Below are 23,884 nucleotides of genomic sequence, written 5' to 3' on the forward strand. Positions count from 1 at the left end.
CCACTCGTGGCTGAGTTAAAAGAGTGCGATGGAAAAGGGAGTGGCAGTTTAAAGGCAAGTTCAATCCACGTCACCGCCGGACGGGGTTTGGCCCACCATAGTGGCTGTGTATACTGGCCGACATTTTAACGCCCTGGAACCTCCTTCGATGGTTGCTCACCTGATTGAATTTGCCACTAACCACTATCTGCTCGTCGGTATCTTCGTCGTACTGCTGGCGTTGCTGATCGCTTATCAGATGCAAGGCGGCGGCCGCAGCCTGAGCACCGGTGAACTGACCGGGCTGGTCAACAAGGACGCGGGCGTTGTGATCGACATTCGTTCGACCAAGGACTTCGCCGCCGGTCACATTGTTGGCGCAGTGAACATTCCTCACGACAAACTGACCGCTCGCGTCGGCGAACTGGATAAGCACAAGGCCAAGACCATCATCCTGGTCGACGCCATGGGCCAGACTGCTGGCACTCATGCCCGCGAACTGATGAAGTCCGGCTTCACCGCCGCCAAGCTCTCCGGCGGTATTTCCAGCTGGAAAGGCGACAACCTGCCGCTGGTGAAGTGATATGAGCAACGTCGTCGTCTATTCCAGCGATTACTGCCCTTACTGTTCTCGAGCCAAGTACTTGCTCGAGAACAAAGGCGTGGCCTTCGAAGAGATCAAGGTCGATGGCAAGCCGCAGGTGCGTGCCGCCATGGCTCAGAAGGCCGGACGTACGTCCGTGCCGCAGATCTGGATCGGCGAGCGCCACATTGGTGGCTGTGATGATTTGTTTGCCCTTGAGCGCGCCGGCAAGCTCGACGCCATGCTCAAGGCCTGAACGCCTTCCCTGTAAGACCCCAAGATCAGAAAGGATCTGAGATGACTGACCAACAGAACACTGCAGCTAGCGAAGAAGAAACCGCACCGCAATTCTCCTTGCAGCGCATCTACGTACGTGACTTGTCCTTCGAAGCACCGAAAAGCCCGGCAATCTTCCGCCAGCAGTGGGAACCGAGCGTCGGTCTGGATCTGAACACCCGTCAAAAGTCTCTGGAAGGCGACTTCCACGAAGTCGTGCTGACCCTGTCCGTCACCGTGAAGAACGGCGACGAAGTGGCGTTCATTGCTGAAGTGCAACAGGCCGGGATCTTCCTGATCAAGAACCTCGACGACGCTTCGATGAGCCACACCCTCGGCGCGTTCTGCCCGAACATCCTGTTCCCGTACGCTCGCGAAACCCTGGACAGCCTGGTCACCCGCGGTTCGTTCCCGGCCCTGATGCTGGCCCCGGTGAACTTCGACGCGCTGTACGCACAAGAACTGCAACGCATGCAGGCTGCGGGCGAGACTCCAACCGTTCAATAAGCGGCTTTAAGCACCAAAGCAATTTCAATGTGGGAGCGAGCCTGCTCGCGAATAGGGAGTGTCAGATGACATCAATGTCGTCTGACACACCGCTTTCGCGAGCAGGCTCGCTCCCACATTTGTTATGCGGTGTTATTTAAAGCCCAGCTGGCGCCAGCCTTCGTACACGGCGACCGCCACGGTGTTCGACAGGTTCAGACTGCGGCAGCCTTCACGCATCGGCAGGCGCAGGCGCTGTTCGCCGGGCAGGGCATCGAGCACTTCCGCCGGCAAACCACGGCTTTCCGGGCCGAACAGGAACGCATCGCCCTCGGCGAAGCTGGCATCGTGGAACGGCCGCGAGCCCTTGGTGGTGAAGGCGAACAACCGAGGATGACCGAGGCTTTCCAGACAGCTGGCGAGGTCTGCGTGGCGCTGCAGGGTGGCATACTCGTGGTAATCGAGGCCGGCCCGGCGCAGACGCTTGTCGTCCATCTCGAAGCCCAGCGGTTCGATCAAATGCAGGTGGCAGCCACTGTTGGCGCACAGCCTGATAACGTTGCCGGTATTCGGCGGAATTTCTGGTTGGAAAAGGATGACGTGAAACATGCACGGCTCCGAAGGTAAAGATGAGCGGCATTCTACGCCTGAAGCAGACCCACGTTCGAAGCTATTCCCGCGAGTGATGGCTTCGCTGGCGATTGTCGGGGTGATGGTGGGGCTGATGATCGGTCGCCTGACCACGCCCGATCCCAGCGAATTGCAGCAGGTCGAGGTCACGAACGATGGGCTGGTGGTGTGGTTCAACAACGAGCCCAAGGCTCACGGCGAGTTCGTCGACGGTAGCCTCGCGCTGCTGTTCGAGGCTGAAGGCAAGGCGCAGAAAGGTCAGCTCAAAATCAACGACAAGACCGTGAACTGGCGCGTGCGTTTGAGTGATGGAGGATTGTTGCTGACGGTGGTTGCGGCCCGGCCACTGCAGGGCGAGTGGGTCGGTAGCGAAGTCGATGACCGCTGGCGGCTGGAGATCCATCTCCGAGAGCAATAAAAGAGGGAATCCCCGGCCTGCCTGTACCAAGGCCCCCAAAACGGCAGGGCTCGCGCATTGCGTCGTGAGCCCGGTGTAAAGAAGGAACCCCTGACCTGCCTGTATCAAGGGCCCCAAAACTGCCTGGGCTCGTCGCTTGTGCGGTGTGAGCCCGATATAAAGAGGGGAATCCCCGGCCTGCCTGTACCAAGGTCCCCGAAACCGGGTAGTGAACTGAATCACTGAATGGACTATTGCAGGGGGCGTGCCAGGTTTTAACAAGTTGAAACTGAATGTCGCGCTGAAACGTCGAAAGCCCCGTATTCCGGGGCTTTCGTGTTTTTTCGATTGGGGTTCGATTGCGAACGTGGGCGGGATTTCGAAGCTGCTTTCGTGCGCGATTGCGGTTCACGGTGCATTGCGGCGGTGCACGGAGGGGCTCGCGGTGCAGCCTGGAAATGGGACTGACCCTGAATCGACCCCTCACCCTAACCCTCTCCCTGAGGGAGAGGGGACTGACCGAGTAGTACTTTCGAGTTACATCGACCTGATAGTCCGAGTCGAACTCAGGTTTTGAAAAGCATGGTGTCGTGGTCAACTAATTCCGGACACCTCGATAGGTGATTTTGATGCCATCGCCCGTTCATAAACTGTCGGTGGCAGATATCCCAGTTTCGAGTGCAGCCGTTCGTTGTTGTAAAACCCAACGATGTACTCAGTGATGTCGCGTATCGCCTCGCCATGGTTGGCGTAATCACGTCGCCATACCCGCTCCATTTTCAAGCTCAGGAAGAAGCGCTCCATCACTGCGTTATCCCAGCAGTTACCTTTACGGCTCATGCTTTGCTGCATGTCACTTCTTGCCAGCAGCGCTCTGTAGCTCGCACTCGCGTACTGGCTGCCGCGATCCGAGTGGGCGATCAAGCCGGGTGGCGGTTGACGTTGAGCAACCGCCAGCTGCATTGCACTGCACACCAGTTCAGCGGGCATGTTCGGCGCCATTGACCAGCCCACTACCTTGCGTGAGAACAAGTCCAGCACCACAGCCAGATACAGCCAGCCACTGCGGGTTCGGATGTAGGTAATGTCTGCTACCCAGGCCTTGTTCGCCGCCTCGGGTTCAAATTGGCGGTTCAATACATTTTCAGCAATCGGCAGGTCATGTTTGCTGTCGGTGGTGTGCACAAATTTACGCTTCCAGGCCGAACGCAGGCCGTTGACGCGCATCATGCGGCGAATCTTGTAAATGCCTACTTCCATACCCTTTGCACGTAACGCTTTACGCAATGGGCGACTGCCATAGCAGCCGCCACTTTCAGCAAACGACGCCTTGAGTTGCAGAGCAACGGGGCAGATCGATGCAGGAGCCTCAGCGCGCTTGTTGGCCTCGTAGAAGCCGGATCGACTAACCCCCAACAAACGACACACATACGCCACCGAATAAGCCTTCTGTTGCAGCTGCCGAACCAAGCGGTACGTTACTTCAGCTCGCGGGCAAAGAAGGCGGTGGCTTTTTTTAGTACATCGTTATCCATCTTGAGTTGACGGTTTTCTTGCTCCAACTGACGAATACGCTGTTGCTCAGAGGTCAGCGGCTTGCCGATCCCGGCTTGTCCCAACTTCTCGGCCTCATACTGTTGTACCCAGCGTCGAACGGCCGTATCACCAATATCAAGATCACGACAAACCTGTGAAACACTCAGGCCCTGGTCCTTGATCATCTTTACAACTTCCAGCTTGAAGCTGTCGTCGAATACTTTACGTTTGTCGGTCATGGAGAACTCCTCAATAGGTGCATTTTCCACCTATCGGGGTGTCCGGGGAAATTAGACCACTGCAATCGACCCCCTTTCCCCCTCTCCCCACTGGGGAGAGGGCTGGGGTGAGGGGATGGTTCTCGAAGACGACTACGACTTCGAGCGAATTAAGCATTAACCCTCTTCCCCCTCATCATCATCCCCACCATCAACCTTCATCCCCAATTCCTTGATCTTGCGCGTCAGGGTATTACGCCCCCAGCCCAGCAAAACGGCGGCATCGCGGCGGCGGCCGGCGGTGTGTTTGAGGGCGGTTTCGATCATGATCCGCTCGAACGCCGGTACAGCGCTGTCAAGCAGGCTCGACTGACCGCGAGCCAGCGCCTGATCGGCCCACTGGCGCAGCGCTTGCTCCCAGTTGGTCACTGGCGTCGAATCCTGCGGCAGGTTCAGCAGCTCCGGCGGCAGGTCGCTGATGTGCACTTCGCGACCCGAAGCCATCACCGTGATCCAGCGGCAGGTGTTCTCCAGCTGACGCACGTTGCCGCCCCACGGCAGGTTCTTCAGGTATTCCTCGGTTTCGCTTTTCAGCAGCTTCGGCTCCACCGCCAGTTCTTGCGCGGCCCGGCTGAGGAAGTGCTTGGCCAGGGTCGGGATGTCTTCGCGACGGTCCGACAGCCGTGGAATATGGATGCGGATCACGTTGAGGCGGTGGAACAAGTCCTCACGGAATTTCCCGGCGTGCACCAGGGTTTCCAGATTCTGGTGAGTCGCGGCGATGATTCGCACATCGACCTTCACCGGCACATGGCCGCCGACGCGGTAGAACTCGCCGTCCGCCAACACCCGCAGCAAACGAGTCTGGGTGTCTGCCGGCATGTCGCCGATTTCATCGAGGAACAGCGTGCCGCCGTCAGCCTGTTCAAAGCGCCCGCGACGCAGGTTGGCCGCGCCAGTGAACGCGCCTTTCTCATGGCCGAACAGCTCGGATTCCATCAGGTCTTTCGGGATCGCCGCCATGTTCAGCGCAATGAACGGCGAAGCCGCCCGTGGGCTGTGACGGTGCAGCGCGTGTGCCACCAACTCTTTACCGGTACCGGATTCACCGTTGATCAGCACAGTGATGTTGGAGTGGCTCAAGCGCCCGATGGCGCGAAACACTTCCTGCATCGCCGGCGCTTCACCGATGATTTCCGGGGTGCGGGTCAGGGCGACCGGGACTTCCAGGCCTTGCTGTTCCTGGGCGTGCTGGTTCGCGCGTTTGACCAGCGACACCGCTTCGTCAACGTCGAACGGTTTTGGCAGGTATTCAAACGCGCCGCCCTGATAGGACGCGACAGCGCTGTCCAGATCGGAGTGAGCGGTCATGATAATGACCGGCAGCCGTGGGTGTTGTTCGCGAATCCGCGCCAGAAGGTCCAGACCACTGGCACCCGGCATGCGGATGTCGGAGATGATCACGTCCGGCTGCTGGCGCGCCAGGCGGCTCATCACGCCATCGGCGCTGTCGAAGCTTTGCGTGGTCATGCCTTCTTGCTGCAAGGCTTTTTCCAGGACCCAACGGATAGAACGGTCGTCATCGACGATCCACACGGTTTCACTACGGCTCATGTCGATGTGGCTCCTTGTTCCAGTGGCAGAAAGATCGAGAAGGTGGTGTGGCCTGGATGGCTGTCACATTCGATCAGGCCCTGGTGCTGGCTGATGATGTTCTGGGTAATGGCCAGGCCCAGCCCGGTACCGTCCGGGCGGCCGCTGACCATCGGAAAGAAGATGGTTTCCTGCAACTCCGCGGGAATGCCCGGGCCGTTGTCGATGATTTCGATCTTGGTCACCAGGCGATGACGCACATGGCCGATAGTGAACTGGCGCATGGCGCGGGTACGCAGGCTGATGCGGCCCAGGCGCAGCTCGTTCTGGCTGCTGATGGCCTGCATCGCATTGCGCACGATGTTCAGCACGGCCTGAATCATCTGTTCGCGGTCGATCAACACGTCGGGAATGCTTGGGTCGTAGTCGCGCACCAATGTGATGCAGCCCTGGCTTTCGGCCTCCACCAGGTGACAGACGCGCTCCAGCACTTCATGGACATTGCACATGGCCAGCGATGGCAACTTGTTGGAACCGAGCATGCGATCGACCAGATTGCGCAGGCGGTCTGCCTCTTCAATGATCACGTTGGTGTAGTCGCGCAGGCTTTCTTCCGGCAGTTCGCGGGCGAGCAATTGCGCCGCGCCGCGAATCCCGCCCAGAGGATTCTTGATTTCGTGAGCGAGGCCGCGCACCAACATCTTGCTGGTTTCCTGCTTCGACAGCTGCGCCTCTTCCTTGGTGATTCGCAGCAAGCGGTCACGGGGGTGGACTTCCAGCAGCAGCATCGTGGCGCCGTTGGCCAGGATGGGCGTTACCGCGTAGTCGACGGTCAGGGTCTGGCCGGTGAGGGCGGTGAGCATCGCTTCGCGCTTGGTGAACGGATGTGCCTGCTCGACCGCCTGGCGCAGGGAGTTCAGCGCCTCGGTGGACTCGGTGAACAACTCGCTGATGAACTGCCCATGGCTGCGCTGACCGCTGATGGCCAGGAGCATCTCCGCTGCCGGGTTCATGTACTCGAGGCGCAGTTCGGCGTCGAGCAGAATGGTGGCGGTGGTCAGGTTGTCGAGTAGCAAGCGGTGTAGTGCGTCGCTAATGGTCATCAGGACCTCTTTTGGAGCGGAGCGTGCGCAAGAATCAAGCGCTGATACAAGGAAAATGCAAAAACCAAACCAAGGCTCCGAAAAGAAGCGTTAAAGGCCTGAAGCGGGCGTTTGACGCTCGTTTGCGTGGCGTTCTGCCAGCTTTGACGGGTACTTTCGAACCAAAATGGGTTGGGATGTGAGTACGGTGCAACCAATTGCACCAATATAGTGCGCAAACCTGAGCGGCGTTAGAAGAAGCGCAGGAAGGGATTTTTTTCTTCTGCTGGTTTGTCTTTGAGCGGACATTCCGGCCGTTGGCCGTAATCGGGGAGGGCGCAGGGTTTGACCTGACGCTTCTGCGCGAGGGAGATGCGCAGCATGTGGAACGGCTGGTTGGCCGTGCGCTCAACGATGCGGCCTTGCTCGTCGAGGATTTCCACTGAGAGATTATGGCTGCCGCGATCGATGTTGCTCAGGGCGAACACCGGGCTCAGGCCGGGATCTGCGGTAGGTTGGCCGTCGAGTAGCAATCGGTAGCGATGGCCACGTTGCAGGCCGGGTTCGCTGGTGACGCTGACGATAATCTCGCCAGCGCTGCTGCGTACCGTGGCGTCTGGCTCAGGTACCAGGACTCTCAGCATGTCGTAGTGGAACAGTGGTTTTGTTTCGGCCTTTTTTCCAGCCATCACCGGTGCTGCGCCGCCAGGGTTGGCGGACATGCGGTTGCTCGTTGCCATAGGCACGCGCTTGGCGTTGCCGGAGCCTGGCTGGTCGGTGTAGACCCGATTGCCCTGGGCGTCGACGTACGTGAACACCTCGGCCGTCACCGGCAGGGCGATCAGGTAGGTGATCAGTAGCCACCACAGCCTCACGGCTTATGCACCCGTTGTACGGTAAATGTTACGGTAGGACTTTGCTGCACGAGGTTTTCCCCATCGATCACCTGCACCGCAAGGCTATGGGTGCCGCGGTCAATATTGACCAGTTGCAGGATTGCCACGTTGCTCGGCTGGCCGTAAGGCTGATCGTCCAGCAACAGCCTGAACAAATGCGGGCCTTGCAGGCGGGGTTTGATCAGCACGTTGACGGTGAAGGTGCCGTTGTTGGCGCGCAGTGCTTCGGTAGTGGGTAAGTTGGTCAACTCCAGCACCTCGTAAGCGCTGCGCGGCTGTTCGCGGCTGGCGGCTTCGACAGGTGGCGCAGAAGGGGCTTGGGGCTCAACCTTGTTAAGCGGTGGCAACTCGACAGGATGAGCCTTCACGCCATCAGGCGGTTGATTGCTGTAGGCGGTGTTGCCGTCGGCGTCGGTGTACTTATAGATCTGCGCGGCGGCGGGCAGGGCGATCAACAGCAGGATGAATAGAAAACCACGACCCATAAAATTGACCGGAAGCGAAGGCGTTGGGTTGCAGCATAGGTCAGGGGCGGCGGTTGACCCAAGTTGTTAACATTTGGCCATGATTTTGACATGGCCTGTCAGGCGATGCGAAACCCTGTGGGAGCGAGCTTGCTCGCGATGACGGCGCATCAGCCAACATCGATGTTGAATGAAAAACCGCATTCGCGAGCAAGCTCGCTCCCACAGGGGGCATTGTCAGCCGTTGAAATCACGCCCACAAAAAAGACCTCCCGAAGGAGGCCTCTTTTTTGTCACGCCGCTTGCGCAGGCGTTACCGGATCAGCAGCTGTAGTACAGCTCGTATTCCAGTGGGTGTACGAAGGTACGTACTTTGATTTCTTCTTCGCTTTTCAGGGCGATGTAAGCGTCGATGAAGTCGTCGCTGAAAACGCCGCCTTTGGTCAGGAACGCACGACCTTTGTCCAGCTCTTCCAGGGCTTCTTTCAGGCTGCCGCAAACTTGTGGGATCTCTTTCGCCTCTTCAGGCGGCAGGTCGTACAGGTTTTTGTCAGCAGCATCGCCAGGGTGGATCTTGTTCTGGATACCGTCCAGGCCGGCCATTACCAGGGCAGCGAAGGCCAGGTACGGGTTGGCTGCCGGATCCGGGAAGCGGGCTTCGATACGGCGAGCGCGAGGGCTGGACACGTAAGGAATACGGATCGAAGCGGAACGGTTACGAGCCGAGTAGGCCAGCATTACCGGAGCTTCGAAACCTGGGACCAGACGCTTGTAGGAGTTGGTCGACGGGTTGGTGAAGCCGTTCAGTGCCTTACCGTGCTTGATGATGCCGCCGATGAAGTACAGAGCGGTGTCGGACAGGCCGGCATAGCCTTCGCCAGCGAAGGTGTTCTTGCCATCTTTGGCGATGGACAGGTGAACGTGCATACCCGAACCGTTGTCGCCGTACAGCGGCTTAGGCATGAAGGTCGCGGTGCGGCCGTATGCATCAGCAACGTTGTGTACGCAGTACTTCAGGGTCTGAACTTCGTCAGCCTTGGCCACCAGGGTGTTGAACTTCACACCGATTTCGTTCTGGCCAGCAGTTGCCACTTCGTGGTGGTGAACTTCGATGACCAGGCCCATTTCTTCCATGGCGTTGCACATGGAGGTACGGATTTCGTGGTCGTGGTCGAACGGCGGAACCGGGAAGTAGCCGCCTTTGACGCCTGGGCGGTGGCCTTTGTTGCCGCCTTCCACGTCCTGGTCGGACATCCACGAACCTTGTTCGGAGTAGATCTTGAACATGGAGCCGGAGATGTCGGACTTGAACTTCACTTCGTCGAAGATGAAGAATTCAGGCTCTGGACCAACAAATACGGTGTCGCCGATACCGGTCGACTTCAGGTATTCCTCGGCGCGCTTGGCGATCGCACGTGGGTCACGGTCGTAGCCTTGCATGGTCGAAGGCTCGATCACGTCGCAAACCAGGATCAGGGTTGGCTCTTCGGTGAACGGGTCGAGAACGGCAGTGCTGTCGTCCGGCATCAGGATCATGTCGGAGGCTTCGATGCCTTTCCAGCCAGCGATGGAGGAACCGTCGAACATTTTGCCTTCTTCGAAGAAAGCTTCATCCAGCGCGTCGCGAGCCGGCATGGTCACGTGGTGCTGAGTGCCTTTGGTGTCCGTGAAGCGCAGATCAATCCACTTGACGTCATGATCTTTGATGAGTTGAACCGACTTCGACATAGTGTCCTCCGGGTGGCTTCGGGCTTAGTAGTGGATGCCCTTAGAATGTGGGTGATGCCGGCGCGAATACTCTGCCAAGGCAACCTGCCTCACAAGGGAGCAAATTGCATGCCAGTGCCCCACCATGGGTTTTTTGCCCCAATTTCACGCTTATAAAGGAACAAAGCAGCGCATTACTGAAAATCGCGCCCCGTAATGTAGCGTTAAATTCAACAAATGACCTGTTTTGGTGCGCGCAAAACCTTCTGCACATTAACTGGTTAAACCTTGAACAATTTCCGCTATAATCCGCGCCCCCCTTTTTCGGCTGGCCCAGCGCGCGCTGTTTTCATGAAACTAATCGTAAAAGTCTTCCCCGAGATCACCATCAAGAGCCGCCCGGTACGGATGCGTTTCATCCGCCAGTTGGCCAAAAACATCCGTACCGTGCTCCGCGATCTGGACCCGGCTGTGGTGGTGAACGGTGTGTGGGACAATCTCGAGCTGGAAACCCGCGTCAGCGAGCCCAAAGCCCTGAAGGACATGACCGAGCGCCTGAGCTGCATGCCGGGCATCGCGCATTTCCTGCAAGTCGACGAATACCCGCTGGGCGACTTCGACGACATCGTCGCCAAGTGCAAGCAGCACTTCGGTGACGCGTTGGCCGGGAAGATCTTTTCGGTGCGCTGCAAGCGTGCCGGCAAGCATGAATTCAGTTCGATGGACGTCGAGAAATACGTCGGCAGCCAACTGCGTCGTCAGTGCGGCGCCGCCGGAATCTCGCTGAAAACGCCTGCAATCGAAGTTCGCCTCGAAATTCGCGACAAACGGTTGTTCGTGATCCACAGCCAGCACAACAGCATCGGCGGTTATCCGCTGGGTGCCCTGGAACAGACACTTGTGCTGATGTCCGGCGGTTTCGATTCCACTGTTGCTGCTTACCAGATCATGCGCCGTGGGCTGATGAGCCATTTCTGCTTCTTCAATCTGGGCGGACGAGCCCATGAACTGGGCGTTATGGAAGTCGCGCACTTCATCTGGAAGAAGTACGGCAGCTCCCAGCGCGTGTTATTTGTGAGTGTGCCGTTCGAGGAAGTACTGGGAGAAATTCTCGGGAAAGTCGATAACAGTCATATGGGCGTAGTTTTGAAGCGTATGATGTTGCGCGCTGCTTCCCGTATTGCCGATCGGCTGGACATCGATGCGCTGGTCACCGGCGAAGCGATTTCCCAGGTGTCGAGCCAGACGCTGCCGAACCTGTCCGTGATCGACTGCGTGACCGACAAGCTGGTCTTGCGTCCGCTGATCGCCAGTCACAAGCAGGACATCATCGACCTGGCCAACGAAATCGGTACTGCCGACTTCGCCAAGCACATGCCGGAATACTGCGGGGTCATCTCGGTGAACCCCAAGACCCACGCCAAGCGTCCGCGCGTGGAGTACGAAGAACAACAGTTCGACATGGCAGTGCTTGAGCGTGCGCTCGAGAACGCCAAACTGGTGCCGATCGATCGCGTGATCGACGAATTGGGCCAGGACTTGCAGATTGAAGAAGTCAGCGAAGCGCTGGCTGGTCAGATCGTTATCGACATCCGTCACCCGGATGCCGCTGAAGATGACCCGCTGGGCTTGGCTGGCATCGAGGTACAAGCGATGCCGTTTTATGCATTGAACGCTCGTTTCAAGGAACTGGACCCTACTCGCCAGTACCTGCTGTATTGCGACAAAGGCGTGATGAGTCGCCTGCATGCCCACCATTTGCTCAGTGAGGGGCATGCCAATGTGCGCGTTTATCGACCGAGCTAAGAGCCCGGGGCTGTTTGCCTGTGGCCTGCGTCACCGGCCCCCCGACGCCGCCGTCAAGCTGTAACGGCTTTGCCGGACTCTACTGTTAATCGCTGCCAAGACTTGTCAGCACACCGAATCCTCTGATCGAGATACACAAGTGATCGAAAATCTACGCAACATCGCCATCATTGCTCACGTTGACCATGGTAAAACCACCCTGGTAGACAAACTCTTGCGTCAATCCGGCACCCTGGAGCGCAACGAGCTCAACGACGAGCGCGTGATGGACTCCAACGACCAGGAGAAAGAACGCGGTATTACCATTCTGGCGAAAAACACCGCCATCAACTGGAACGGCCACCACATCAACATCGTGGACACCCCGGGCCACGCCGACTTCGGCGGCGAAGTTGAACGCGTAATGTCGATGGTTGACTCCGTTCTGCTGCTGGTTGACGCTCAAGACGGCCCTATGCCGCAAACCCGTTTCGTGACCAAGAAGGCTTTCGAAGCCGGCCTGCGTCCAATCGTGGTCATCAACAAGGTTGACCGTCCAGGCGCGCGTCCGGACTGGGTTCTGGACCAGATCTTCGACCTGTTCGACAACCTCGGTGCTACCGAAGAACAGCTGGACTTCAAAGTTGTCTACGCCTCGGCCCTGAACGGCATTGCCGGTCTGGAACACACCGACATGGCTGAAGACATGACCCCGCTGTACCAGGCGATCATTGACCACGTACCGGCTCCACAAGTTGACCGTGACGGTCCGTTCCAGATGCAAATCTCGGCACTGGACTACAACAGCTTCCTGGGTGTTATCGGCGTTGGCCGTATCGCCCGTGGTCGCGTCAAGCCGAACACTCAAGTTGTGGCTATCGACGCCGACGGCAAGCGCCGTAACGGTCGTATCCTGAAGCTGATGGGTCACCACGGTCTGCACCGTATCGACGTTGACGAAGCAGCTGCCGGCGACATCGTCTGCATCAGCGGCTTCGACCAGCTGTTCATCTCCGACACTCTGTGCGACCCACTGAACGTCGAAGCGATGAAGCCGCTGACCGTTGACGAACCAACTGTTTCCATGACCTTCCAGGTTAACGACTCGCCGTTCTGCGGTCGTGAAGGCAAGTTCGTCACCAGCCGTAACATCAAGGAACGTCTGGACAAAGAACTGCTCTACAACGTTGCTCTGCGCGTTGAAGAAGGCGACACCGCCGACAAGTTCAAAGTCTCCGGCCGTGGTGAGTTGCACCTCTCGGTACTGATCGAAACCATGCGTCGCGAAGGCTTCGAAATGGGTGTTGGTCGTCCGGAAGTGATCATCCGCATGGTTGACGGCGTCAAGCACGAACCGTACGAAAACGTGACCATCGACCTGCCAGAAGAATCGCAAGGTTCGATCATGGAACAGATCGGTATCCGTAAAGGCGACCTGACCAACATGGTTCCGGATGGCAAGGGCCGTGTGCGCCTTGAGTACAACATCCCGGCTCGTGGCTTGATCGGTTTCCGTAACGAGTTCCTGACCCTGACCTCCGGTGCAGGCATCCTGACCTCGATCTTCGATCGTTACGACGTGATGAAGTCCGGCGACATGTCCGGCCGTCAGAACGGCGTGCTGGTTTCGGTTGCTACCGGTAAGGCTCTGACTTACTCGCTGGAAACCCTGCAAGCTCGCGGCAAACTGTTCCTGGGTCACGGTGAAGACGTGTACGAAGGTCAAATCGTCGGCATCAACAGCCGCGACAACGACCTGGGCGTTAACCCAACCAAAGGCAAGAAGCTCGACAACATGCGTGCTTCGGGTAAAGACGAAACCATCGCTCTGGTTCCGCCTATCCGTTTCACCCTGGAACAAGCTCTTGAGTTCGTGCAAGAAGACGAACTGTGCGAAGTCACTCCTAAGTCCATCCGTCTTCGTAAGAAGATCCTGGGCGAAAGCGAGCGTACCCGCGCTGCCAAGAAAGCCGGTAACTGAGTTTCGACTTAGTTAGCAGCTAAAAAAACGCCCCCGACCGCAAGGTCGGGGGCGTTTTTGTTTGTCTGGCTGTAGCAACTCGTTCGTCTCTGTAGCTGTCGAGCTCCAGCGAGGCTGCGTTCGGCTGCGCAGCAGTCGTTAAACCGTGCGCCTCGGTGATTCATGTGCACCGCATTCACAGAGTTTACGACTGCTGCGCAGCCTCGCTGGGGCTCGACAGCTGCTACGGGGATCGAGGTAGGGTTAAAACTTCTCGAGGGTCCGACGGCTCTCGCTGGTCTCGCGCGCCACTTCTTTCGGTTTGTAAGCGCAATACCCCGGCCGCGGCCCGATTTTCGGGTGGTTGCGGCAAGTATCGGGGCGCTTTTCATAAATAGTGCACAGACGGCTCTTACGATCCAGGTACAGGCAATCGTTGTTGCTCATGCGCTGAAGGGTGAATATCTCGGACTTCTGGTTGTAACGCTCGACGATCCCTTCCTTCTGCAGGCGCTTGGCGATGTTCTTCGGCGGCTCGCCGCGCTCGAACTCATCGACGATGCCGATACGGATCAGATCCTTGATCTTGACCTCGACCGGCAGGGTGCAGCAGCTGGAAACGCACGAACCACACATCGGGGCGGAGTACTTGGCCCAGGTATCGAGGCGATCGATCTCCGCGGCGGCGATCAGGTTGGACTTCATCATCGGTTGTTACCAGCGTGCATCAGGGCGCGCGATCATACCGGGACTGGTGGATTTTTGAACAACCTTTCGCCAGATTTTTTCGTGTGCCGCCCAATAACACCTGTAACCCGGCACGGCCCCTGCATTATTTCCGATGCGCGACAAGGTAATGTCGATCTATCTCACTCTAACGGGAAAAACTGCCGAACCAGAGTTCCAACGGCCTGTCAGACCGTCTAGGCTCAACTACTCCACGCTCGCTCGAGGTCCTATCGATGACTCAAGAACCACTTGTTCGCGAAGCAGAGGTGGCCGCATTCCGCGACGCCGTCTTGACCAAACTCACCTATGCGGTGGGCAAAGACCCGGATCACGCCTTCGACCACGACTGGTTCGAAGCCATTGCCCTGGCGGCGCGCGATCACATGGTCGAGCACTGGATGGACCACACCCGGCAGATCTACCGCAAAGGTCAAAAGCGGGTTTATTACCTCTCCCTCGAATTTCTGATTGGCCGTCTGCTCTACGACAGCCTGAGCAACCTTGGCCTGCTGGACGTCGCCCGCGAGGCCCTGACTGAACTTGGCGTCGACCTTGAGCGCATCCGCTTGCTGGAACCCGACGCAGCGCTGGGCAACGGCGGCCTCGGTCGTCTGGCCGCGTGCTTCATGGAAAGCATGTCGACCCTCGGAATCGCCGGCCACGGTTACGGCATTCGTTACGAACACGGCTTGTTCCGCCAGGCCATCGTCGACGGCTGGCAACAGGAACAGACCGAACACTGGCTGGATTTCGGTAACCCTTGGGAGTTCGAACGACCAGAGGTCGTTTACCCGATCGGTTTCGGCGGCAGTGTCGAAACCGTCACCGACGAAGCGGGCAAGTCCAAGCAAGTCTGGACGCCAGCAGAAACCGTTCGCGCGATTGCGTATGACACGCCGGTCGTTGGCTGGCGCGGGGCGAGCGTCAACACGCTGCGCCTGTGGCGCGCTCGGGCCATGGAAGATTTGCACCTGGAACGCTTCAACGCCGGCGACCACTTGGGCGCCGTAGCGGAAGTCGCCCGGGCCGAAAGTATTTCCCGGGTGCTCTACCCGGCGGACAGCACCGAAGCCGGCCAGGAACTGCGCCTGCGTCAGGAATATTTCTTCGTCGCCGCGTCCTTGCAGGATTTGCTGCGCCGCCATCGCAACATGCACACCTCGGTCCTGACCCTGGGCGATCATGCCGCGATCCAGCTCAACGACACCCACCCTTCGATTGCCGTGGCCGAGCTGATGCGGCAACTGGTCGATGTCTATGACGTCGCGTGGGATGCAGCGTGGCAAGTCACCGTCGACACGCTGTCCTACACCAACCACACGCTGCTGCCGGAAGCGCTGGAAACCTGGCCAGTCGGTTTGATGGAGCGGATGCTGCCGCGGCACATGCAGATCATTTACTTGATCAACGCCCAGCACATCGATTCGCTGCGGGCCAAGGGTATCCATGACTTCGAGGTGCTGCGCGCGGTATCGCTGATCGAAGAAGACAACGGTCGTCGCGTGCGCATGGGCAACCTGGCGTTCCTTGGCTCCCACAGCGTCAACGGCGTATCCGGCCTGCACACGCAGCTGATGCGCAAAACGGTGTTCTCCGAACTGCACAAACTCTACCCGGACCGGATCAACAACAAGACCAACGGCATCACGTTCCGCCGCTGGCTCTACCAGGCCAACCCGGAGTTGACCGCGATGATGGTCGATGCCCTCGGCCCGGATCTGCTGGACAACCCAGAAGAACGTTTGCTCGGCTTGGAACCGTTCGCCGAGAAAGCCGCGTTCCGCAAGGCGTTCGCCGAACAGCGGCTGCACAGCAAGAAAGCCTTGGCGTACATCATTCACGAGCGACTTGGCGTGGCGGTCAACCCGGCGGCGATGTTTGACGTGCAGGTCAAGCGGATCCACGAATACAAACGTCAGTTGCTTAACCTGTTGCACACCGTTGCGCTGTATCAGGCGATTCGCGCCGAGCCGGAAATCGATTGGGTGCCGCGGGTGAAGATCTTCGCCGGTAAGGCGGCGGCCAGTTATCACCAGGCCAAGCTGATCATCAAACTGACCAACGACATCGCTCGGGTGGTGAACAACGACCCGACGGTACGCGGTTTGCTCAAAGTGGTGTTCTTGCCCAACTACAACGTCAGTCTGGCGGAGAGCATCATTCCGGCAGCGGATTTGTCGGAGCAGATTTCCACCGCCGGCTTCGAAGCCTCGGGCACCAGCAACATGAAGTTCGGCCTGAACGGCGCGCTGACCATCGGCACCATGGACGGGGCCAACGTCGAAATGTGCGAACGCATTGGCGTCGAACACATGTTCATCTTCGGCCTCAGCGCTCAGCAGGTTGAAGCGCGCAAGCAGAACCATGAGTTCAACGCGACGCCGGATATTGCGGCATCCCACCGGCTCAATGACGTGCTGCAAGCGATTCGCGGCGGGGTGTTCTCGCCGGATGATCCTTCCCGTTACACAGGATTGATCGATTCGCTGATCGACTACGATCGCTTCCTGGTCTGCGCCGATTTCGACTCTTACTGGGACGCGCAGATGCGGGTTGAAGCCCATTGGCACGATTCGAAGGAATGGTGGCGTTCAGCGGTGTTGAGCACCTCCCGGATGGGCTGGTTCTCGTCCGACCGGACCATTCGCGAGTACGCCACGGATATCTGGAAAGCGTTGGAGTAACTTTTAGCAATAATTGCGAGCAAGGCCCGACGGTTGTTGGGCCTGGCCGATATACTGAGCGTCAGTTTGCCGGATTGGCCACTGCGCTTAGGGATATCGACCATGCAATGGATGTTCATGCTGATTGGGCTGGTGCTGGGCTGGGTACTCGACGAGTCTTTCAGTGATGCGCTACTGGGCGGGCTGCTCGGGTTGGGTATTGGCCAGGCCATTCGCATTGGCCGCTTGGGTTCACAAGCTGACCAGCAGCGCCGGCTGCTTGAACAGGCGCAGGTGACGCTGAATGCGGTCGAGCAACGTCTGGCATTGCTGGAGGTGTCAGACGTCAAGGCGCCGCAAACCCTTGAGCCAGTTGCCAGCGAAGCCGCTGCACCTCCCGAATTCACTCTCGACGAAATCCCTGCCGAGGCCCCGGAGCTGATCTGGGAACTCCCTCCCGAACTGGAACCGATCACCGCGGCCGCCGCCGAAAGCAGCCGTCCAGTGCCCGTCGATGCCTGGAAACCCGAACCGGTCGCCCGCGAACCACAACAACCCGCCATCCCGCGCGGCCCGAACTTCATCGACCGCGCCATCAGTGGCGCCCGCAACTGGCTGTTCGGCGGCAACACCGTGCTGCGGGTCGGTGTGGTGCTGTTGTTTCTCGGCCTGGCCTTCCTGTTGCGTTACGCCACCGAAGGCATGGTGGTGCCGATCGAGTTGCGTTACGCCGGTGTTGCGGCGGCGGCATTGGGTCTTCTGGGGCTGGGTTGGTGGCTTAGAACACGCAACAGCCATTACGCGTTGATGCTGCAAGGCACCGGGATCGCGGTGTTGTACCTGACCGTGTTTGCTGCGATGCGCCTGCATCCGCTGCTCGATCCTACGGCGGCGTTAGGTCTGCTGGTCGCGGTGACGGTGTTCTCGGCGATCCTCGCCATCACCCAGGATGCTTTGGGCCTGGCTGCCGCTGCGGCACTCGGTGGTTTCGCGGCGCCAACCCTGACCTCCACCGGTGCTGGCAACCATGTCGCGCTGTTCAGCTATTTCGCCTTGCTTAACGCCGGCATCCTTGCGATCGCCTGGTTCAAGGCCTGGCGGCTGCTCAACCTGATCGGCTTCGTTGGCACCTTCGGCATCGGCTTCGCCTGGGGCCTGCGCTCCTATACGCCGGAGTTGTTGTGGAGCACCGAGCCGTTCCTGATTGTGTTTTTCCTGATGTACCTGGCCATCGGTCTGTTGTTCGCTCGGCGCAAGTTGCTGGAAATGAGCGACGCACCCGAGGACGACAGTCGTGAAGCGCTGCTGCACTGGTCGGCGCGCAAGGGCGATTACGTCGACGGCACGATGCTGTTCGGTCCTCCGTTAGTGGGTTTCGGCTTGCAGTTCGCATTGGTGCAGCACTTGGAATTCGCCGCAGCCTTCAGCGCGTTGGCGTTGGGCATGATTTATATGGGCCTGGCGCGGCGGCTGATGGGTGGACGGGCATTGCTGCTGGCGGAAACCTGTCTGGCGCTGGGGGTGATCTTCGCCAGCCTGGCGATTCCGTTGGGGCTCGATGCGCGCTGGACCGCTGCTGCCTGGGCCGTCGAAGGCGCCGGCATCTTCTGGCTCGGCTTGCGTCAGCAACGACCGCTGGCCAGAGCCTTTGCCTTGCTGCTGCAACTGGGCTCGGCGCTGGCGTTCATCAGCGAACTGCGGATCGGTGAAAGCAGCCTGCTCGACGGTGCGCCGCTCGGTGCGTTGATGCTTGGCGTGGCGTTGTTGTTCAGCTTCTACCAGTTGCGCAAAGCCTTGCCCGAGCAGACGTCGGAATGGGAGCGCAAAGGGCTGCCGGTATTGGCTTGCCTCGGTCTGACCTTCCTCTATCTGCTGGCGCCGTTGTTCTTCTTCACTCACGGCACGGCGATCAGTTGGGCGCTGGCGGGGTTGGCGACGTTGTTTGTTGGCTTGCGTCTGCAATCGCGCACGTTCCTGTTCACCGCATTCGCCGTGCAGTTGCTCGGCGGTGCGTTGTTCCTGCTGCGGCTGCAGGGTTCGAGCGGTGAGTCCGGCGCTGTGTTCAACGCGGGTTGGAACGGTTTGCTGAGCGCGTCGTTGATCGGCCTGGCGCTGATTGCTGGCATGTTGCTGGCGGCGCGCGATGAGATGGTCCGAAGCGACGTGCGATTGCTGCGCGGCTTGTCGGTGGTGCTGCTGGCCGGTCTGGTGTTGATCAATCTGGCGGTGCTGTTCGTCCTGCCTTGGCAAACGGCGAGTGCGGTATGGGCGGCCAGTGGTCTGTTCATTATCTGGCTCAGTCTGTACCTGAAGCAGCGCGTGAGTTTTGTCTTCGGTCTGCTGTTGCAGGTGATTGGCGGCGCGGCGTTCCTGATGGCCGGGCCTGATTGGCTCGGACCGCTTGCGAGCGAAGGATTGAAGCCTCTGGCTCATAGCGGTTTCTGGACGCCGCTGGTGTTGGGTCTGGCTGCGATGGTTGGCGCTTGGCGCTTGCAGCTCGGCAATCATGCTTCGGCCTTCGATGTGCTGAGCTTGCAGCGTTTGTCCGAAGTTTTGCTGGTGTGGGGCGCGGGTTGGTGGGCGCTGGCGTGGGTGAGTGAAGTACTGCGCTTCGCACCGTTGACTCTGCAAGCGACGTTGTTGCTGGCCGTCGCGGCAGTGAGCGTGGCGCTGTGGACAATCTTGGCGCTGCGCCTGAAATGGCCATCGCTGGGCTTGCTCTGCACCTTGCTGATTCCTGCGGCCGGTTTGGTGTTGCTGGCTGCGTGGCACTCGCGTTATCACCCGGCGGCCAACGTCGGTTGGCTGGTGTGGGCGGCCGTGTTCGTTGTGCACTTCATCTCTCTGCGGCGTCTGGCGTCGATGTTGCCGGAGCGCACCCTCAGTACCGCGCACGTGCTCGGCTGTTGGCTATTGATTGGTGTGTTGGCCCTGGAGCTGCGTTACGGCCTGTTGCTGTTGTCCGAGCAGTACAACGCCTGGCGCTGGTTGGGATGGGCGATTCTGCCGAGCGTGTATTTGGTGCTGATGGCGGCACCCCGTGCCTGGCCGTGGCCGGTGTCGGCTTATGCCCGCGAATACCGTTTATACACGGCGGCACCGCTGGCGTTGCTGATGCTCGGCTGGTTCTGGCTGGCGAACGTCGTCAGCGACGGCACCGCCGAGCCGTTGCCTTACGTGCCGCTGATCAACCCACTGGAGTTGGGTCTGCTGTTTGCGCTGTTCGGCGTTTATGTCTGGTCTCGCAGCGCCGTGACGCAACTGGCGATCCGCAAGGACTACTTTGATCACGCCACGCAACTGATCGCTGGCGCCTCGCTGTTTGTGTTCTTTACTGCGCTGGTGATGCGCACTGCCCACCATTGGGGCGGTGTGCCGTTTGAGTTGGATGCGTTGCTCGATTCCATGCGGGTGCAGGCCGGTCTGTCCATCGTCTGGACCTTGATGGCCCTGAGTCTGATGATTGGCGGCCATCTGCGTCATCGCCGCGAAGTCTGGCTGATCGGTGCGGCGCTGATTGGTGTGGTGGTGGCCAAACTGTTCTTTGTCGAATTGAGTAACCGCGGCGGACTCGCCCGGATCGTCTCGTTTATCGGCGTTGGCGTGTTGCTGTTGGTGGTGGGCTATTTCGCCCCGTTGCCGCCCAAGCGCTTTGATGCTGTGCCGGAGGCTGAAAAACCGGCCCCGCAAACCGAAGGAGTGTCGTCTTGAGTCAGAAGCTGAACCGTGTCTGGTTGGGCGCTGTTGCGCTGGGTGTGGCGCTGTCGGCCAGTGCTCAGGAAAAATTGGCGGACTTCGCCACGCAGGTGCCGTTGCCGGTCAGTGGCGAAGGTCCGTGGTATCGCCTCGAATTGCCGTTGAGCGTGCAATTGAATGCGCGACAAACCGATCTCAGCGATGTGCGCGTGTTCAATGCCGCCGGTGAGGCTCAGGCGTATTCCTTGGCGCGCGCGCCGGCGCAGACCAGCGACAACCGTACCCTGACCAACGTGAAGTGGTTCCCGCTGTACAACTCGGCGGACTCCACCGAGCACGCACCGAGCGTGCGGGTGCAATCGAGCGCCAACGGCACGCTGGTCGAAGTGCAACCGTCCAGTCAGCTGGAGGCGGGCGAAGAAATGCTGCGCGGTTGGTTGCTTGACGCCAGCGCCATCAAAGCACCGTTGCAGCAGTTGATTCTCGACTGGACCAGCGAACGCGATGGCTTCCAGCGTTTCACCATCGAAGCCAGCGACGACCTGCAGCATTGGCAGTCGTGGGGCGAAGGGCAGGTGGCACGCCTGACGTTCGCCGACGAGCGGGTCGAGCAGCATGAAGTCGCCTTGCCGGGGCAATCGGCCCGTTATCTGCGCTTGCTGTGGAACACGCCGCAATCGGCCCCGACGTTGACTTCGGCGCAACTGCAAAGCGCCAAGACCCGCAGCCTGCCGCTACCGCTTGTCTGGTCGCAACCGCTGGCTGGCAGCAGCGTAAAGGCCGGTGAATACACCTGGCAATTACCCATGGGGCTGAATGTCGAGCGCTTGCAAGTCGAGTTGAGTCAGCCCAACAGTTTGGCGCCCGTGACATTGTCCGGTCGTCGGGAAAGCAGCCTGCCGTGGCAGCCGCTGAGCAGCGGTTTGCTCTATCGCCTGACCCAGAGTGGCCAGGACGTGGTGCAGAACGAATTGCAGCTGTCGGGGCAAACCGTGCAGCAGTTGAAGCTGACGGTGGACGAGCGCGGCGGCGGCTTGGGTGTCGAGGCACCGACTGTGCGGTTCGCCGTGCGCTCCATTCAATTGGTGTTCCTGGCGCGCGGAGCAGGGCCTTATACGCTCGCGCTGGGAAGTGCCACGGTGAAGGCGGCGAACCTGCCGCTGTCGACGTTGATTCCGGATTACAGCGCTGCAAAGTTGGCGACATTGGGCAAGGCTACGGTGGAAGGCGGGGCGGTGGCCACGCCAGCGTCAACAGTGACAACGGCTGCGACGATGGACACAAACTGGAAGAAGTTCGGGTTGTGGGCGGTGTTGCTGCTCAGTGTTTTGTTTCTGGGCGCGATGGCGTTCAGTCTGTTGCGCAAGCCACCAGTCAAACCTTGAAACTGGCAGCAACGCCCGGTGCACATCCGGGCGGTTTCGATCTACGCTCAACCGGGCGCATGAACTCTATTGGGTGTAACACGTCTGATAGGAGGAAATGCGCCCCGACTCGCGTTAAACTGCGCGGGTTTTTAGCCCCCCATTCCACCGGAGCCTTCCATGTCCCGCGTTACCCTGAGTCGCTATTTGATTGAGCAGACCCGTAGCAACAACACCCCTGCCGATCTGCGTTTCCTGATCGAAGTGGTGGCGCGCGCCTGCAAGGAAATCAGCCACGCCGTGTCCAAAGGCGCCCTCGGTGGTGTTCTGGGCAGCATGGGCACCGAAAACGTCCAAGGCGAAGTGCAGAAAAAACTCGACGTGATCTCCAACGAGATCCTGCTCGAAGCCAACGAATGGGGCGGTCACCTGGCCGGCATGGCGTCCGAAGAAATGGACAATGCCTACCAGATTCCGGGCAAATACCCGAAAGGCGCGTACTTGCTGGTATTCGACCCGCTGGACGGTTCGTCGAACATCGATATCAACGCGCCGGTCGGTACTATCTTCTCGGTGCTGCGTTGCCCGAGCGAATACCTGAGCCAGAACGAAGCCTTGAACGAAAAGGCCTTCCTGCAGCCAGGCACCGAGCAGGTAGCCGCCGGTTATGCCATCTACGGCCCGCAGACCATGCTGGTACTGACCTTGGGCGATGGCGTAAAAGGCTTCACCCTGGACCGCGAAATGGGCAGCTTCGTACTGACCCATGAAGACATCAAGATCCCGGAGTCCACTCAGGAATTCGCGATCAACGCGTCCAATCAGCGTCACTGGGAAGCTCCGGTACAACGCTACGTCGGCGAATTGCTGGCTGGCGAAGAAGGCCCGCTGAAAAAGAACTACAACATGCGCTGGGTCGCCGCGATGGTCGCGGACGTGCACCGCATCCTGACCCGTGGTGGCTTGTTCATGTACCCACGCGACAGCCGCGAGCCGTCCAAGCCGGGCAAGCTGCGTCTGATGTACGAAGCCAACCCGATGTCGTTCCTGGTTGAACAGGCCGGCGGCGCTTCAACCGATGGTCACCAGCGCATCCTCGACATTCAACCGGAAGGCCTGCACCAGCGCGTAGCGGTGTTCCTCGGCTCGAAAGAAGAAGTCGCACGCGTCACGGCTTACCACAAGGAATAAACCATGACCGCGCCCTGGCAGCCGTTGCTCGAATGGTGGTTCGGAACGCTCGAATCCCCCAACGAAATAGCGGCTGACAAGGGCAAGTTATGGTTCGGCAAGCGCGACAGCCAGGACCTCGAAGCGCGCACGCGTTTCGGGGACTGGGTCGAGCAAGCACTGGCCGGCGGATTGACCGAGTGGGCGCAACGCCCTGAAGGTTGGCTGGCTCTGGTGCTGCTGCTCGATCAACTCCCGCGAATGATCTTTCGTGACACTCCCAAATCCTTTTCAGGCGATCTCAGGGCTCAGGCACTGGTAGCGCAAGGTATTGCTGCGGATTTCGATCGGCAGTTGCGGCCGATTCAGCGTGTATTCATCTATCTGGTGTTTGAGCATTGCGAGAATCTGGCGGTGCAGAACGAAGCGGTTTCACGATTTATCGAGTTGGTGGCGCAGCAACCTGAGGGTGATCGGGCGGTGTTTGCCGATAACCTGGATTATGCCGAGCGGCATCAGAAAGTGATTGCGCGGTTTGGACGGTTTCCGCATCGCAATGCGGTGTTGGGAAGGGAGTCTACGGCTGAGGAGTTGGAGTTTCTTTCAGGGCCTGGATCCAGGTTCTGATTCTTTGTTGTTCCTGATGTCGCCATCGCGAGCAGGCTCGCTC

19 protein-coding genes are annotated in these 23,884 nt (G+C 59.2%); 11 read left to right on the top strand and 8 right to left on the bottom strand.

Annotation, left to right across the window (positions count from 1 at the left end):
• Positions 1 to 148 precede the first annotated feature (148 nt).
• The 3 genes from QFW87_RS01660 to secB are packed head-to-tail and all read left to right on the top strand — an operon-like array spanning position 149 to position 1,345.
• Positions 149 to 562 (top strand): rhodanese-like domain-containing protein, encoded by a 414-nt coding sequence (locus QFW87_RS01660; protein WP_283182570.1) that lies wholly within the window; start codon positions 149 to 151, stop codon positions 560 to 562.
• A gap of 1 nt (position 563) precedes the next feature.
• Positions 564 to 818 carry a glutaredoxin 3 gene (grxC, locus tag QFW87_RS01665; RefSeq protein WP_010464569.1) on the top strand — a complete coding sequence of 85 codons (255 nt, stop codon included), beginning with the start codon at positions 564 to 566 and terminating at the stop codon, positions 816 to 818.
• A 41-nt stretch (positions 819 to 859) separates the two neighbouring features.
• Positions 860 to 1,345, top strand: coding sequence for a protein-export chaperone SecB (gene secB / locus QFW87_RS01670; RefSeq protein ID WP_150656772.1), 486 nt, complete (start codon positions 860 to 862; stop codon positions 1,343 to 1,345).
• Positions 1,346 to 1,477: 132 nt separating this feature from the next.
• Here the strand turns inward: secB and QFW87_RS01675 are convergent, their stop codons facing one another.
• On the bottom strand, positions 1,478 to 1,933 hold the full coding sequence (locus QFW87_RS01675) for a tRNA (cytidine(34)-2'-O)-methyltransferase (RefSeq protein ID WP_007949025.1): 456 nt from the start codon (positions 1,931 to 1,933) through the stop codon (positions 1,478 to 1,480).
• Here QFW87_RS01675 and QFW87_RS01680 point away from each other — a divergent pair.
• Positions 1,932 to 2,372, top strand: coding sequence for a hypothetical protein (locus QFW87_RS01680; protein ID WP_283189666.1), 441 nt, complete (start codon positions 1,932 to 1,934; stop codon positions 2,370 to 2,372). The genes QFW87_RS01675 and QFW87_RS01680 overlap by 2 nt on opposite strands.
• A 573-nt stretch (positions 2,373 to 2,945) precedes the next feature.
• On the opposite strand, the gene QFW87_RS01685 is transcribed toward QFW87_RS01680, so the two are convergent.
• From QFW87_RS01685 to glnA, 6 genes are all read right to left on the bottom strand, one after another.
• Positions 2,946 to 4,126 (bottom strand): IS3 family transposase gene (locus QFW87_RS01685; RefSeq protein ID WP_283182702.1). Its coding sequence is split into 2 segments (ribosomal slippage): positions 2,946 to 3,871 and positions 3,871 to 4,126, totalling 1,182 coding nucleotides; the frame shifts between segments, so codons are not numbered across the junction.
• A 156-nt stretch (positions 4,127 to 4,282) separates the two neighbouring features.
• Positions 4,283 to 5,719 carry a nitrogen regulation protein NR(I) gene (gene ntrC / locus QFW87_RS01690; RefSeq protein ID WP_283182572.1) on the bottom strand — a complete coding sequence of 479 codons (1,437 nt, stop codon included), beginning with the start codon at positions 5,717 to 5,719 and terminating at the stop codon, positions 4,283 to 4,285.
• Entirely contained in the window at positions 5,716 to 6,801 is a 1,086-nt protein-coding gene (glnL, locus tag QFW87_RS01695; RefSeq protein WP_008024908.1) for a nitrogen regulation protein NR(II), read from the bottom strand. The genes ntrC and glnL overlap by 4 nt, the downstream gene beginning before the upstream one ends.
• Before the next feature lie 230 nt (positions 6,802 to 7,031).
• Positions 7,032 to 7,655 carry a DUF4124 domain-containing protein gene (locus QFW87_RS01700; protein WP_283189667.1) on the bottom strand — a complete coding sequence of 208 codons (624 nt, stop codon included), beginning with the start codon at positions 7,653 to 7,655 and terminating at the stop codon, positions 7,032 to 7,034.
• The gene (locus tag QFW87_RS01705; protein ID WP_283189668.1) at positions 7,652 to 8,161 is read right to left on the bottom strand and encodes a DUF4124 domain-containing protein; all 510 of its coding nucleotides are present in this window, start codon (positions 8,159 to 8,161) and stop codon (positions 7,652 to 7,654) included. Before QFW87_RS01705 ends, QFW87_RS01700 begins: the two co-directional genes overlap by 4 nt.
• A gap of 300 nt (positions 8,162 to 8,461) precedes the next feature.
• Complete coding sequence (glnA, locus tag QFW87_RS01710; protein WP_046045568.1) at positions 8,462 to 9,868, bottom strand: glutamate--ammonia ligase; 1,407 nt, start codon at positions 9,866 to 9,868, stop codon at positions 8,462 to 8,464.
• Positions 9,869 to 10,198: 330 nt separating this feature from the next.
• Here glnA and thiI point away from each other — a divergent pair, with 330 nt between their 5' ends.
• Together thiI and typA are read left to right on the top strand one after the other, a co-directional pair.
• Positions 10,199 to 11,653 (top strand): tRNA uracil 4-sulfurtransferase ThiI, encoded by a 1,455-nt coding sequence (gene thiI / locus QFW87_RS01715; RefSeq protein ID WP_283189669.1) that lies wholly within the window; start codon positions 10,199 to 10,201, stop codon positions 11,651 to 11,653.
• Between the two features lie 139 nt (positions 11,654 to 11,792).
• Entirely contained in the window at positions 11,793 to 13,613 is a 1,821-nt protein-coding gene (typA, locus tag QFW87_RS01720) for a translational GTPase TypA (RefSeq protein WP_283182578.1), read from the top strand.
• A gap of 243 nt (positions 13,614 to 13,856) precedes the next feature.
• Here the strand turns inward: typA and QFW87_RS01725 are convergent, their stop codons facing one another.
• Entirely contained in the window at positions 13,857 to 14,300 is a 444-nt protein-coding gene (locus QFW87_RS01725) for a YkgJ family cysteine cluster protein (RefSeq protein WP_008149447.1), read from the bottom strand.
• Between the two features lie 254 nt (positions 14,301 to 14,554).
• On the opposite strand from QFW87_RS01725, the gene QFW87_RS01730 reads away from it, so the two are divergent.
• The 5 genes from QFW87_RS01730 to QFW87_RS01750 all read left to right on the top strand — a co-directional run bounded on the left by QFW87_RS01730 (position 14,555) and on the right by QFW87_RS01750 (position 23,841).
• Positions 14,555 to 17,005 (top strand): glycogen/starch/alpha-glucan phosphorylase, encoded by a 2,451-nt coding sequence (locus tag QFW87_RS01730; RefSeq protein ID WP_283182579.1) that lies wholly within the window; start codon positions 14,555 to 14,557, stop codon positions 17,003 to 17,005.
• A 102-nt stretch (positions 17,006 to 17,107) separates the two neighbouring features.
• Positions 17,108 to 20,695, top strand: a complete 3,588-nt coding sequence (locus tag QFW87_RS01735) for a DUF2339 domain-containing protein (protein WP_283189670.1) — start codon at positions 17,108 to 17,110, stop codon at positions 20,693 to 20,695.
• Positions 20,692 to 22,065 (top strand): DUF3999 domain-containing protein, encoded by a 1,374-nt coding sequence (locus QFW87_RS01740; RefSeq protein ID WP_283189671.1) that lies wholly within the window; start codon positions 20,692 to 20,694, stop codon positions 22,063 to 22,065. Before QFW87_RS01735 ends, QFW87_RS01740 begins: the two co-directional genes overlap by 4 nt.
• 159 nt (positions 22,066 to 22,224) lie before the next feature.
• Entirely contained in the window at positions 22,225 to 23,235 is a 1,011-nt protein-coding gene (locus QFW87_RS01745; RefSeq protein WP_283182582.1) for a class 1 fructose-bisphosphatase, read from the top strand.
• Between the two features lie 3 nt (positions 23,236 to 23,238).
• Positions 23,239 to 23,841: a DUF924 family protein gene (locus tag QFW87_RS01750; RefSeq protein ID WP_283182583.1), complete on the top strand. Its 603-nt coding sequence runs from the start codon at positions 23,239 to 23,241 to the stop codon at positions 23,839 to 23,841.
• The last annotated feature ends 43 nt before the right edge of the window (positions 23,842 to 23,884 follow it).

It is taken from the genome of Pseudomonas sp. PMCC200344 (genome assembly GCF_030053095.1).
In the GTDB taxonomy this organism is placed as follows: Bacteria; Pseudomonadota; Gammaproteobacteria; order Pseudomonadales; family Pseudomonadaceae; genus Aquipseudomonas; species Aquipseudomonas svalbardensis.